Below are 13,836 nucleotides of genomic sequence, written 5' to 3'. Positions count from 1 at the left end.
ATTCAGTGCTTTACCTCCGGTAATCTAAATCAACGCTAGCCCTAAAGCTATTTCGGGGAGAACCAGCTATCTCCAAGTTCGATTAGAATTTCTCCGCTATCCACAAGTCATCCGCCACCATTGCAACGGGGGTCGGTTCGGTCCTCCATGGAGTTTTACCTCCACTTCAACCTGCTCATGGATAGGTCACCTGGTTTCGGGTCTATTGCATGCAACTTATGTCGCCCTGTTCAGACTCGCTCTCGCTTCGCCTCCGGTACTGAATACCTTAAGCTCGCTACATACAATAACTCGCCGGACCGTTCTACAAAAAGTACCTCATCACTCCTTAACGAGCTTTGAGTGCTTGTAAGCACAAGGTTTCAGGTTCTTTTTCACTCCCCTCCCGGGGTCCTTTTCACCTTTCCCTCACGGTACTGCTCCTCTATCGGTCATCAAGTAGTATTTAGGGTTGGAGGGTGGTCCCCCCAGTTTCCCACAGGGTTTCACGTGTCCTGCGGTACTCTGGATACCAACTAACACAAATCGGTTTTCGCTTACGGGACTATCACCCGCTCTGGTCGGCCTTCCCATGCCGTTCAGCTAACCTATTGCATCGTGCGTCGGTCCACAACCCCGGAGAATAAATCCTCCGGTTTGCCCTCTTCCGCGTTCGCTCGCCACTACTAGCGGAATCTCTGTTGATTTCTCTTCCTCGCCCTACTTAGATGTTTCAGTTCAGGCGGTTCCCCACGTACACCTATTTTATTCAATGCACGTTGTCAGAGTATTGCTCTGACGGGTTTCCCCATTCGGAAATCCGCGGATCAATGCTTATGTGCAGCTCCCCGCAGCTTATCGCAGCTTGTCACGTCCTTCATCGGCTCTTGATGCCAAGGCATTCCCCTTGCGCTCTTATTAGCTTGACCTTCGTAGAACAGCCTATCTCTAAGCTGTTCTCTTCGTCTATAAGAATTATGCAGGCTTCAGTTTGGTTCATTGTAGTTTTTGTTACCCTTTAATTTATCTTAAAAAGTCCACAAAAATTAACTTTGTTACCTCTCTGTTGCTTGCTCGCAATTTCTTGCTTGCTTCACTGTTCAGTTTTCAAGGTGCAGCTTCCGACCTTTTTCAAGGTCAGATCGAAATACTTGATCTTCAAGCACTTCGATCCGATCTTGTCTGGTGGAGGTTACCGGGCTCGAACCGGTGACCCCCTGCTTGCAAAGCAGGTGCTCTTCCAGCTGAGCTAAACCCCCGCGTCGTCGCTCGACTATTTTGGTGGTGGGCCCAAGTGGACTCGAACCACCGACCTCACGATTATCAGTCGTGCGCTCTAGCCAGCTGAGCTATGGGCCCGTCCTTCGCCGCTTCCCAACGCTGCGTGTTCCCTCTAAATTAAACAACGTGACATCCATTCACACTTCAGGTCTGACCTTAGGACATTACAACAGCTTGTTTCATCTGTTGAGGTCTCCTTAGAAAGGAGGTGATCCAGCCGCACCTTCCGATACGGCTACCTTGTTACGACTTCACCCCAATTATCGAACCCACCTTCGGCCGCGTCCCCCTTGCGGTTAGACTACGGACTTCGGGTGTTCCCGACTCTCATGGTGTGACGGGCGGTGTGTACAAGGCCCGGGAACGTATTCACCGCGGCATGCTGATCCGCGATTACTAGCGATTCCAACTTCACGCAGGCGGGTTGCAGCCTGCGATCCGAACTGGGATGGCTTTTAGGGGTTTGCTCCACTTCACAGTATTGCTTCCCTCTGTTGACCACCATTGTAGTACGTGTGTGGCCCAGGACATAAGGGGCATGATGATTTGACGTCGTCCCCACCTTCCTCCGTTTTGTCAACGGCAGTCTCGCTAGAGTGCTCTTGCGTAGCAACTAACAATAGGGGTTGCGCTCGTTGCGGGACTTAACCCAACATCTCACGACACGAGCTGACGACAACCATGCACCACCTGTCACCGGTGTTCCCGAAGGAAAAGGCTTATCTCTAAGCCGGTCACCGGGATGTCAAGCCCTGGTAAGGTTCTTCGCGTTGCTTCGAATTAAACCACATACTCCACCGCTTGTGCGGGCCCCCGTCAATTCCTTTGAGTTTCAACCTTGCGATCGTACTCCCCAGGTGGGATACTTATTGTGTTAACTGCGGCACGGAGGGGGTCAGACCCCCCACACCTAGTATCCATCGTTTACAGCGTGGACTACCAGGGTATCTAATCCTGTTTGCTCCCCACGCTTTCGCGCCTCAGCGTCAGTTGCTGTCCAGCAGATCGCCTTCGCCACTGGTGTTCCTCCTAATATCTACGCATTTCACCGCTACACTAGGAATTCCATCTGCCTCTCCAGTACTCAAGAAAAACAGTTTCAAATGCAGGCTGTGGGTTGAGCCCACAGTTTTCACATCTGACTTGCTTTCCCGCCTACACGCCCTTTACACCCAGTAAATCCGGATAACGCTTGCCACCTACGTATTACCGCGGCTGCTGGCACGTAGTTAGCCGTGGCTTATTCGTCAGGTACCGTCACTTGCTTCGTCCCTGACAAAAGAAGTTTACAACCCGAAAGCCTTCTTCCTTCACGCGGCGTTGCTGGGTCAGGCTTGCGCCCATTGCCCAATATTCCCCACTGCTGCCTCCCGTAGGAGTCTGGGCCGTGTCTCAGTCCCAATGTGGCCGGCCAACCTCTCAGTCCGGCTACTGATCGTCGCCTTGGTGGGCCATTGCCCCGCCAACTAGCTAATCAGACGCGAGTCCATCTCAGAGCGATAAATCTTTGGCATTCAAAGTCATGCGACCTAAATGCATTATGCGGTATTAGCACAATTTTCACTGTGTTATTCCCCACTCCAAGGCAGGTTACTCACGCGTTACTCACCCGTCCGCCACTAAGAAACTAAATCCATTGGACGAATCCTCTGTCATTAGCTCTCCGTTCGACTTGCATGTGTTAAGCACGCCGCCAGCGTTCATCCTGAGCCAGGATCAAACTCTCAATAAAATGGTATTTAAATGGCCGAAGCCAATCAAATCATCTTTATTGAAGCGTTCCTTGCTTCAAAGAAAATAAATTGACGTTGTTCCTACAAGCTCTTTTCAAAGCTCTTAAAACAACCATCACCTTTTGGTGCTTCGTGTTTGTCACGTTGTTTAATTTACAAGGTACACGCTGCGTCCCGCAACGGTTTTTAATGATATCACTTCGTTTTCCTTTTGTCAAGAACTTTTTTCAGAAGTTTTTCAACTTCCTTTCAAGCTCTCTCATCCGCAAGGACTAAAGTTCTATCACCGCCGCCCTCGCAGGCGACTCATTTAGGATACCATACTCAGTTCGCCTTGTCAAGAACTTTTTCAAGTTTTTCAAACTTTTTTCAAGTTCTTTCGGCCTCTGACTTGGCAGGAAAAAACGGTCAGCCTTGACTGACCGTTTATGTTGGCATTACCTATCTTTCCGGCCCGTCTCCAGGCAAGTATTTTCGGCAGAAGCGAGCTTAACTTCCGTGTTCGGAATGGGAACGGGTGGACCCTCGCCCTAATCAATACCAACTTCAATTTTCTTTATTCAAAATTCAAACACAAGTGTTTGAATTTTGAATGGTGACCCGTACGGGAATCGAACCCATGTTTGCGGCGTGAGAGGCCGCCGTCTTAACCGCTTGACCAACGGGCCAGATGGTGCGCCTTCAGGGATTCGAACCCGGGACCCACTGATTAAGAGTCAGTTGCTCTACCAACTGAGCTAAAGGCGCATCTCGTCAGCACAAACTCCATATCCTTCGCTTCCACCTTCGGCGAAAGCTCACTCATTTCGTTGTGCTTCCTTTTCAATTCAGACCCGCTTCGCTGGGCTCTGAATTGATTTTGGAGATACGTTGCTCTGCACCCTGAAAACCGAACAGTGAAACAAACTTCCTTCGCTTACAAGCGCCTGCGTTTTCTTCTCATAGCTTTTGTAGGTCAAGCCCTCGGCTTATTAGTATCGGTCAGCTCCATGCCTCACGGCACTTCCACCTCCGACCTATCAACGACATAGTCTACGTCGAGCCTTACTCCTTAAAGGATGAGAGATCTAATCTTAGGGGGAGTTTCACGCTTAGATGCTTTCAGCGTTTATCTCGTCCAGACGTAGCTACCCAGCTGTGCCCTTGGCAGGACAACTGGTGCACCAGAGGTCTGTCCATCCCGGTCCTCTCGTACTAAGGACAGCTCCCTTCAAATCTCTTACGCCCGCAACAGATAGGGACCGAACTGTCTCACGACGTTCTGAACCCAGCTCGCGTGCCACTTTAATCGGCGAACAGCCGAACCCTTGGGACCGAATACAGCCCCAGGATGTGACGAGCCGACATCGAGGTGCCAAACCTCCCCGTCGCTGTGGACGCTTGGGGGAGATCAGCCTGTTATCCCCAGGGTAGCTTTTATCCGTTGAGCGACGGCACTTCCACTTGCATACCGCCGGATCACTAACTCCAACTTTCGTTACTGCTCCACCCGTCGGTGTCGCAGTTAGGCTCGTTTCTGCGTTTACACTCACTGCACGATTTCCGTCCGTGCTGAACGAACCTTTGAGCGCCTCCGTTACCTTTTAGGAGGCGACCGCCCCAGTCAAACTGCCCACCTAACAGTGTCCCCCGACCCGATCCAGGGCCGCAGGTTAGAAAACCAGTAAATCAAGGGTGGTATCCCAAGGGCGACTCCACAATGGCTGACGCCACTGCTTCCATGTCTCCCACCTATCCTGTACATGATTTACCAATCCTCAGTATTAAGCTACAGTAAAGCTCCATGGGGTCTTTCCGTCTAGTTGCGGGTAACTGGCATCTTCACCAGTACTACAATTTCGCCGGGTGGGCTGTTGAGACAGCGCCCAAATCGTTACGCCATTCGTGCGGGTCAGAACTTACCTGACAAGGAATTTCGCTACCTTAGGACCGTTATAGTTACGGCCGCCGTTTACTGGGGCTTCAATTCAAACCTTCGCTTGCGCTAAGCTCTCCTCTTAACCTTCCAGCACCGGGCAGGCGTCAGCCCATATACGTCATCTTTCGATTTAGCATAGACCTGTGTTTTTGGTAAACAGTCGCTTGGGCCTATTCTCTGCGGCTCCCCTTAGGGAGCTCCCCTTATCCCGAAGTTACGGGGTAATTTTGCCGAGTTCCTTAACAACCCTTCTCCCGTTGGCCTTAGGATCCTCTCCTCATCTACCTGTGTCGGTTTGCGGTACGGGCACCTTAGCATACACTAGAACTTTTCTCGCCTCGTTATTCTCTGACTTCCCTACTTGATTTCGGTCCCTTTCGCCCGGGTCAACCAACGCCCGGGATCAGATAGCTCCAAGTGTCCTTCTAGCTTAAGTTTCGGTGGCTACGGAATTTCAACCGTATGTGCATCGACTACGCCTCTCGGCCTCGCCTTAGCTCCCGGCTTACCTTGGGCGGACGAACCTTCCCCAAGAAACCTTAGATTTTCGGCCATTATGATTCCCACATAATTCTCGCTACTCATTCCGGCATTCTCACTCGAATACAGTCCACCGCTGCTTCCGCTGCGACTTCACCCCGTATTCGACGCTCCCCTACCACGCATTGCTGCATCCTAAGCTTCGGTTATACGCTTAGCCCCGTTACATTTTCCGCGCAGAGTCACTCGACCAGTGAGCTATTACGCACTCTTTTAATGTGTGGCTGCTTCTAAGCCAACATCCTGGTTGTTTTCGCAATTCCACATCGTTTTCCACTTAGCGTATATTTGGGACCTTAGCTGTAGGTCTGGGCTGTTTCCCTTTTGACCACGAGACTTATCTCACGTAGTCTGACTGCTGATCATCAATTAGCCGGCATTCTGAGTTTGATAGGGTTCAGTAACTTTATCAGCCCCTAGCCCATTCAGTGCTTTACCTCCGGTAATCTAAATCAACGCTAGCCCTAAAGCTATTTCGGGGAGAACCAGCTATCTCCAAGTTCGATTAGAATTTCTCCGCTATCCACAAGTCATCCGCCACCATTGCAACGGGGGTCGGTTCGGTCCTCCATGGAGTTTTACCTCCACTTCAACCTGCTCATGGATAGGTCACCTGGTTTCGGGTCTATTGCATGCAACTTATGTCGCCCTGTTCAGACTCGCTCTCGCTTCGCCTCCGGTACTGAATACCTTAAGCTCGCTACATACAATAACTCGCCGGACCGTTCTACAAAAAGTACCTCATCACTCCTTAACGAGCTTTGAGTGCTTGTAAGCACAAGGTTTCAGGTTCTTTTTCACTCCCCTCCCGGGGTCCTTTTCACCTTTCCCTCACGGTACTGCTCCTCTATCGGTCATCAAGTAGTATTTAGGGTTGGAGGGTGGTCCCCCCAGTTTCCCACAGGGTTTCACGTGTCCTGCGGTACTCTGGATACCAACTAACACAAATCGGTTTTCGCTTACGGGACTATCACCCGCTCTGGTCGGCCTTCCCATGCCGTTCAGCTAACCTATTGCATCGTGCGTCGGTCCACAACCCCGGAGAATAAATCCTCCGGTTTGCCCTCTTCCGCGTTCGCTCGCCACTACTAGCGGAATCTCTGTTGATTTCTCTTCCTCGCCCTACTTAGATGTTTCAGTTCAGGCGGTTCCCCACGTACACCTATTTTATTCAATGCACGTTGTCAGAGTATTGCTCTGACGGGTTTCCCCATTCGGAAATCCGCGGATCAATGCTTATGTGCAGCTCCCCGCAGCTTATCGCAGCTTGTCACGTCCTTCATCGGCTCTTGATGCCAAGGCATTCCCCTTGCGCTCTTATTAGCTTGACCTTCGTAGAACAGCCTATCTCTAAGCTGTTCTCTTCGTCTATAAGAATTATGCAGGCTTCAGTTTGGTTCATTGTAGTTTTTGTTACCCTTTAATTTATCTTAAAAAGTCCACAAAAATTAACTTTGTTACCTCTCTGTTGCTTGCTCGCAATTTCTTGCTTGCTTCACTGTTCAGTTTTCAAGGTGCAGCTTCCGACCTTTTTCAAGGTCAGATCGAAATACTTGATCTTCAAGCACTTCGATCCGATCTTGTCTGGTGGAGGTTACCGGGCTCGAACCGGTGACCCCCTGCTTGCAAAGCAGGTGCTCTTCCAGCTGAGCTAAACCCCCGCGTCGTCGCTCGACTATTTTGGTGGTGGGCCCAAGTGGACTCGAACCACCGACCTCACGATTATCAGTCGTGCGCTCTAGCCAGCTGAGCTATGGGCCCGTCCTTCGCCGCTTCCCAACGCTGCGTGTTCCCTCTAAATTAAACAACGTGACATCCATTCACACTTCAGGTCTGACCTTAGGACATTACAACAGCTTGTTTCATCTGTTGAGGTCTCCTTAGAAAGGAGGTGATCCAGCCGCACCTTCCGATACGGCTACCTTGTTACGACTTCACCCCAATTATCGAACCCACCTTCGGCCGCGTCCCCCTTGCGGTTAGACTACGGACTTCGGGTGTTCCCGACTCTCATGGTGTGACGGGCGGTGTGTACAAGGCCCGGGAACGTATTCACCGCGGCATGCTGATCCGCGATTACTAGCGATTCCAACTTCACGCAGGCGGGTTGCAGCCTGCGATCCGAACTGGGATGGCTTTTAGGGGTTTGCTCCACTTCACAGTATTGCTTCCCTCTGTTGACCACCATTGTAGTACGTGTGTGGCCCAGGACATAAGGGGCATGATGATTTGACGTCGTCCCCACCTTCCTCCGTTTTGTCAACGGCAGTCTCGCTAGAGTGCTCTTGCGTAGCAACTAACAATAGGGGTTGCGCTCGTTGCGGGACTTAACCCAACATCTCACGACACGAGCTGACGACAACCATGCACCACCTGTCACCGGTGTTCCCGAAGGAAAAGGCTTATCTCTAAGCCGGTCACCGGGATGTCAAGCCCTGGTAAGGTTCTTCGCGTTGCTTCGAATTAAACCACATACTCCACCGCTTGTGCGGGCCCCCGTCAATTCCTTTGAGTTTCAACCTTGCGATCGTACTCCCCAGGTGGGATACTTATTGTGTTAACTGCGGCACGGAGGGGGTCAGACCCCCCACACCTAGTATCCATCGTTTACAGCGTGGACTACCAGGGTATCTAATCCTGTTTGCTCCCCACGCTTTCGCGCCTCAGCGTCAGTTGCTGTCCAGCAGATCGCCTTCGCCACTGGTGTTCCTCCTAATATCTACGCATTTCACCGCTACACTAGGAATTCCATCTGCCTCTCCAGTACTCAAGAAAAACAGTTTCAAATGCAGGCTGTGGGTTGAGCCCACAGTTTTCACATCTGACTTGCTTTCCCGCCTACACGCCCTTTACACCCAGTAAATCCGGATAACGCTTGCCACCTACGTATTACCGCGGCTGCTGGCACGTAGTTAGCCGTGGCTTATTCGTCAGGTACCGTCACTTGCTTCGTCCCTGACAAAAGAAGTTTACAACCCGAAAGCCTTCTTCCTTCACGCGGCGTTGCTGGGTCAGGCTTGCGCCCATTGCCCAATATTCCCCACTGCTGCCTCCCGTAGGAGTCTGGGCCGTGTCTCAGTCCCAATGTGGCCGGCCAACCTCTCAGTCCGGCTACTGATCGTCGCCTTGGTGGGCCATTGCCCCGCCAACTAGCTAATCAGACGCGAGTCCATCTCAGAGCGATAAATCTTTGGCATTCAAAGTCATGCGACCTAAATGCATTATGCGGTATTAGCACAATTTTCACTGTGTTATTCCCCACTCCAAGGCAGGTTACTCACGCGTTACTCACCCGTCCGCCACTAAGAAACTAAATCCATTGGACGAATCCTCTGTCATTAGCTCTCCGTTCGACTTGCATGTGTTAAGCACGCCGCCAGCGTTCATCCTGAGCCAGGATCAAACTCTCAATAAAATGGTATTTAAATGGCCGAAGCCAATCAAATCATCTTTATTGAAGCGTTCCTTGCTTCAAAGAAAATAAATTGACGTTGTTCCTACAAGCTCTTTTCAAAGCTCTTAAAACAACCATCACCTTTTGGTGCTTCGTGTTTGTCACATTGTTTAATTTACAAGGTACACGCTGCGTCCCGCAACGGTTTTTAATGATATCACTTCGTTTTCCTTTTGTCAAGAACTTTTTTCAGAAGTTTCTCAACTTCTTTCAAGTTCTCTCATCCGTAAGGACTTGAAGTTCTATCAGCCTTTCGCTTGGAACCTGTTGGCCCCTTGCTGAAGTGCTTGCTTATACTACCAGACCGCGCGGGGTTTGTCAACACTTTTTTACGTCTTTTTTCGTTCTTTTTTACTTTTCGATTTTTGCGTCCGTCGCTGGCGTACATCCATCCACAGAAAACTCTCTTGCAGAAAGACAGCAGTTATGATACGCTGATATACAGTTTGATTCTATATATAATGTGTAGGAGGCAACACCCATGCCTATTAAAGTGCCAGACTCCCTGCCGGCCCGGGCCACGCTGGAGGGAGAAAACATCTTCGTCATGACGGAATACCGGGCCATGCACCAGGACATGCGCCCGCTGAACCTTTTGATCCTGAACCTGATGCCCACCAAGATCGTCACAGAGACCCAGCTGCTGCGCAAGCTGTCCAACTCCCCCCTCCAGGTGCAGGTGGAGCTGCTGCACACCTCCAGCCACGTGTCTCAGAACACCGACGCCGACCACCTGTCCTCCTTCTATACCACCTTCGATCAAATCCGTGACCGCAAATACGACGGCATGATCATCACCGGCGCCCCCGTGGAGAACCTGGACTTCACCGACGTGGACTATTGGGACGAGCTGTGCCAGATCATGGAGTGGACCAAGACCCACGTCCACTCCACCCTGCACATCTGCTGGGGAGCTCAGGCCGGACTCTATTACCACTACGGTATCCCCAAATACTCTCTGCCCGACAAGCTCTTCGGCGTCTTCTCCCACACCCTGATCCGCAAGCAGTCCCCCCTCTTCCGGGGCTTTGACGACGTGTTCTATGTACCCCACTCCCGCTATACCACCAACCACCTGGAGGACATCCTGGCCCAGCCCGAGCTGGAGCTGCTGGCCGTGTCCGAGGAGGCCGGGGTCTTCGCGGTGAAAAGCGAGGACAACCGCCGCTTCTTCATCACCGGCCACCCGGAGTATGACCCGGAGACGCTGGCCAACGAGTATTTCCGCGACCTGAGCAAGGGGGAGGACCAGAAGCTGCCCGCCCACTACTTCCCCAACGACGACCCCAGCCAGGCCCCCGTGGTCCGCTGGCGCTCCGCCGCCCAGCTGTTCTACACCAACTGGCTGAACTATTATGTCTACCAGACCACCCCCTATGACATCACCAAGATCTGACCTGCTCCGCCCCGCCCGGTCTCTCCCGGACGGGGCATTTTACTGATATTATAGTAAAACACCTGGCTTGACACATAACTTTTTTGTTATGACACGCCTGAAAAAACGCGGTTTTTTTCGGATATTTCTGAAAAATTCCCGTTTTCCCCTTGATTTTATACCGCAAAACAGTTATACTCATGCACAAGAGAAGAGGACCGCACAGCGGCCATTCCCATCCCTTGCATTTGAGATATTTCATCCCATTATCTTACACACCTAGGGGGAATCAGTTATGAAAGTAGCTATCTTCGGCGCCGGCACCATGGGCAGCGGTATCGCCCAGATCTTCGCGGCCAAGGGACACACCGCCCTGATGTACGCCAGCAGCACCGCTTCGGCCCAGCGCCACAAGGATAAGCTGTCCGCCTCCCTGCAAAAGCGGGTGGAGAAGGGCAAGATGACCCAGGAGGCCAAGGACGCCCTGATGGCCAACATCCTCATCGAGGAGATGTCCGCCGCTGCCGAGGCCGACCTGGTCATCGAGTGCGTGAAGGAGGACATGGAGACCAAGCGCGCCCTGCTCAAGCAGCTGGACCCCATCTGCAAAGACGGCGTCATCTTCGCCTCCAACACCTCCTCCCTGTCCATCACCGAGATGGGCCAGGATCTGAAGCACCCCGTCATCGGCATGCACTTCTTCAACCCCGTGCCCAGCATGAAGCTGGTGGAGATCATCCGGGGCATCAACACCACTCCCGAGGTGTTCCAGTTCACCCACGACCTGGCCGTTGAGCTGGGCAAGGACCCCGTGGAGGTGGAGGAGTCCCCCGGCTTCGTGGTGAACAAGCTGCTGATCCCCATGATCAACGACGCCATCGCCCTGGTCGAGACCCACGCCGCCACCGTAGAGGACATCGACAAGTCCATGCAGCTGGGCGCCAACCACCCCATGGGCCCCCTGGCCCTGGGCGACTTCATCGGTCTGGACGTGTGCCTGGCTATTATGGAGACCCTGTATAACGAGTTTGGCGACTCCAAGTATCGTCCCACCTATCTGCTGAAGAAGATGGTCCGCGGCGGCCGTCTGGGCAGAAAGACGGGCCGCGGCTTCTACGATTACACCAAGAAATAAGTTTCGCCTTTCGGCACATTTCCCTTATACTTTCGGCCCCGGTATCCGCGTGATACCGGGGCTTTTTTCGCCTTTTTTCCCTTTTCCGGCCCGTTATGATTTTTCTCCGTCATTTCCCCCCGGCTAAAGCGTTAAAATTTCGTCAAAAATAGTGAACATTACCAGCCCCCAGCCTATTGCAATGCCTGGGGTTTGGTGGTATAATCCGTATAGTCAAAATCCTGCGTATGCAGACCGTGTTTGATAAACTCCGCAACGATGGGTAAACAGGCCCGTGTTGCGATTTTTTCGGGGTCAGATTGTTAAATTTATAACAAATGACAGCCGACTTGCACGGTAACCGTCCCTGTATCGTCTGCCCGCCGTCTGTTCCCTCTATGCAAGACCCTGGAGCGAACGCAGGCTGCGGGCTTCCCGATGACCCCCAAGTAAAAAATGTAGGAGGACTGAAAAATGGATTTTCATCTGACTAAAGAGCAAGAGATGGTCCGCAAGATGTTCCGCGAGTTCGCCGAGAACGAAGTCAAGCCCCTGGCTGAGGAGCTGGACGAGGAGGAGCGCTTCCCCATGGAGACCGTGGAGAAGATGGGCAAGCTGGGCATGATGGGCATCTACTTCCCCAAGAAGTACGGCGGCGCCGGCGGCGACGTGCTGTCCTACGCCATGTGCGTGGAAGAGCTGTCCAAGGTCTGCGGCACCACCGGTGTTGTGGTCTCCGCCCACACCTCTCTGTGCTGCGCCCCCATCTTTGAGCACGGCACCGAGGAGCAGAAAATGAAGTATCTGCCCGACCTGCTCTCCGGCAAGAAGATCGGCGCCTTCGGCCTGACCGAGCCCAACGCCGGTACCGACGCCTCCGGCCAGCAGACCACCGCCGTTCTGGAGGGCGACCACTACGTCCTGAACGGTTCCAAGTGCTTCATCACCAACGGCAACGTGGCCTCCACCTTCGTGGTGTTCGCCATGACCGATCCCAAGCTGGGCAACCATGGCATCTCCGCCTTCATCGTGGAGAAGGACTTCCCCGGCTTCTCCACCGGCAAGCACGAGAAGAAGATGGGTATCCGCGGTTCTTCCACCTGCGACCTGATCTTCGAGGACTGCATCGTGCCCAAGGAGAACCTGCTGGGCAAGGAGGGCCAGGGCTTTAAGATCGCCATGATGACCCTGGACGGCGGACGTATCGGCATCGCCTCTCAGGCCCTGGGCCTGGGCGAGGGCGCCGTGGACGAGGCCATCAAGTACACCCAGGAGCGCGTTCAGTTCAAGAAGCGCCTGTCCCAGTTCCAGAACACCCAGTTCCAGCTGGCCGATATGCACACCCGTATGCAGGCCGCTCAGTTCCTGGTCTATTCCGCTGCCATGAAGAAGCAGAATCACGAGCCCTACTCCATGGACGCCGCTATGGCCAAGCTGTTCGCGGCTGAGGCTGCCTCCGACGTGACCCGCCGCGCCGTCCAGCTGTTCGGCGGCTATGGCTACACCCGTCGAGTATCCCGTGGAGCGCATGATGCGCGACGCCAAGATCACCGAGATCTACGAGGGTACTTCCGAGGTCCAGCGTATGGTCATTGCCAGTCACCTGGGCGTGAAATAAGTTAGGAGGCAGATTGAAATGAAAATCATTGTTTGTGTCAAGCAGGTCCCTGATACCTCCGGTAAGGTGGCCGTGAATCCCGACGGCACCCTGAACCGTGCCTCTATGGCCGCCATCACCAACCCCGATGACCTGAACGCTGTGGAGGCCGCCCTGACCCTGAAGGAGCAGACCGGCGCCGAGGTCGTGATCGTCTCCATGGGTCCCCCTCCTGCCGAGGCTATGCTGCGTGAGGTCCTGGCCCGCGGTGCCGACCGCGCCGTGCTGGTCTCCGCCCGCGAGTTCGGCGGTTCCGACACCTATGCCACCTCTCAGATCCTGGCCGCTGCCATCAACAAGATCGGCGTGGAGAAGGACGACATCGTGATGTGCGGCCGTCAGGCCATCGACGGCGACACCGCTCAGGTCGGTCCTCAGATCGCCGAGAAGCTGGGCCTGCCCCAGGTCTCCTATGCCGCCGACATCAAGAAGGACGGCGACACCCTGACCGTCAAGCGTATGCTGGAGGACGGTTATATGACCATCAAGGTCAAGACTCCCTGCCTCATCACCTGCATCAAGGAGCTGAACCAGCCCCGTTATATGAGCGTGGGCGGCATCTTCGAGTGCTATGAGAAGCCCTATGAGGTGTTCGATTACAACACCCTGAAGGACGATCCCCTGATCGACCCCACCACCATCGGTCTGAAGGGCTCCCCCACCAACATTTTCAAGTCCTTCACGCCTCCCCAGAAGGGTGCCGGCATGATGCTGGAAGGCGCCGACAAAGACACCTGCGACAAGCTGGCTGGCATCCTGGCCGGCAAGCACCTCATCTGATAGAA

Annotated in this window: 3 protein-coding genes, 6 tRNA genes, 5 rRNA genes and 1 pseudogene; 4 read left to right on the top strand and 11 right to left on the bottom strand. The window is 53.3% G+C overall.

Annotation, left to right across the window (positions count from 1 at the left end; genetic code table 11):
- From ACSAMP_RS06225 to ACSAMP_RS06175, 11 genes are all read right to left on the bottom strand, one after another.
- Window positions 1-908 (bottom strand): 23S ribosomal RNA (locus ACSAMP_RS06225); the annotation flags it as partial.
- 254 nt (window positions 909-1,162) lie between these two features.
- Window positions 1,163-1,238: transfer RNA gene (locus tag ACSAMP_RS06220), tRNA-Ala, on the bottom strand.
- A 23-nt stretch (window positions 1,239-1,261) separates the two neighbouring features.
- Window positions 1,262-1,338, bottom strand: a tRNA-Ile gene (locus ACSAMP_RS06215).
- Between the two features lie 123 nt (window positions 1,339-1,461).
- Window positions 1,462-2,992, bottom strand: a 16S ribosomal RNA gene (locus ACSAMP_RS06210).
- A gap of 430 nt (window positions 2,993-3,422) precedes the next feature.
- A 5S ribosomal RNA gene (gene rrf / locus ACSAMP_RS06205) occupies window positions 3,423-3,538 on the bottom strand.
- A gap of 48 nt (window positions 3,539-3,586) precedes the next feature.
- Window positions 3,587-3,661 (bottom strand) — tRNA-Glu (locus tag ACSAMP_RS06200).
- Between the two features lie 3 nt (window positions 3,662-3,664).
- Window positions 3,665-3,740, bottom strand: a tRNA-Lys gene (locus tag ACSAMP_RS06195).
- A 204-nt stretch (window positions 3,741-3,944) separates the two neighbouring features.
- A 23S ribosomal RNA gene (locus ACSAMP_RS06190) occupies window positions 3,945-6,782 on the bottom strand.
- Between the two features lie 254 nt (window positions 6,783-7,036).
- A tRNA-Ala gene (locus ACSAMP_RS06185) sits at window positions 7,037-7,112 on the bottom strand.
- Between the two features lie 23 nt (window positions 7,113-7,135).
- Window positions 7,136-7,212: transfer RNA gene (locus ACSAMP_RS06180), tRNA-Ile, on the bottom strand.
- Window positions 7,213-7,335: 123 nt separating this feature from the next.
- Window positions 7,336-8,866, bottom strand: a 16S ribosomal RNA gene (locus ACSAMP_RS06175).
- A 520-nt stretch (window positions 8,867-9,386) separates the two neighbouring features.
- Here ACSAMP_RS06175 and metA point away from each other — a divergent pair.
- The 4 genes and pseudogenes from metA to acrB all read left to right on the top strand — a co-directional run bounded on the left by metA (window position 9,387) and on the right by acrB (window position 13,831).
- Window positions 9,387-10,301 carry a homoserine O-acetyltransferase MetA gene (gene metA, locus ACSAMP_RS06170; protein ID WP_457799842.1) on the top strand — a complete coding sequence of 305 codons (915 nt, stop codon included), beginning with the start codon at window positions 9,387-9,389 and terminating at the stop codon, window positions 10,299-10,301.
- Between the two features lie 274 nt (window positions 10,302-10,575).
- Entirely contained in the window at window positions 10,576-11,415 is an 840-nt protein-coding gene (locus tag ACSAMP_RS06165; RefSeq protein ID WP_441796647.1) for a 3-hydroxyacyl-CoA dehydrogenase family protein, read from the top strand.
- Window positions 11,416-11,868: 453 nt separating this feature from the next.
- Window positions 11,869-13,012 (top strand): annotated as a pseudogene (locus ACSAMP_RS06160) (acyl-CoA dehydrogenase).
- An 18-nt stretch (window positions 13,013-13,030) separates the two neighbouring features.
- Window positions 13,031-13,831, top strand: coding sequence for an acryloyl-CoA reductase electron transfer subunit gamma (acrB, locus tag ACSAMP_RS06155; RefSeq protein WP_441796649.1), 801 nt, complete (start codon window positions 13,031-13,033; stop codon window positions 13,829-13,831).
- Window positions 13,832-13,836: the final 5 nt, after the last annotated feature.

This window comes from Flintibacter sp. SJQ-8, assembly GCF_054108085.1.
The sequence above is the reverse complement of the archived record's forward strand: the minus strand, read 5'-3'. Positions and strand labels throughout refer to the sequence as shown.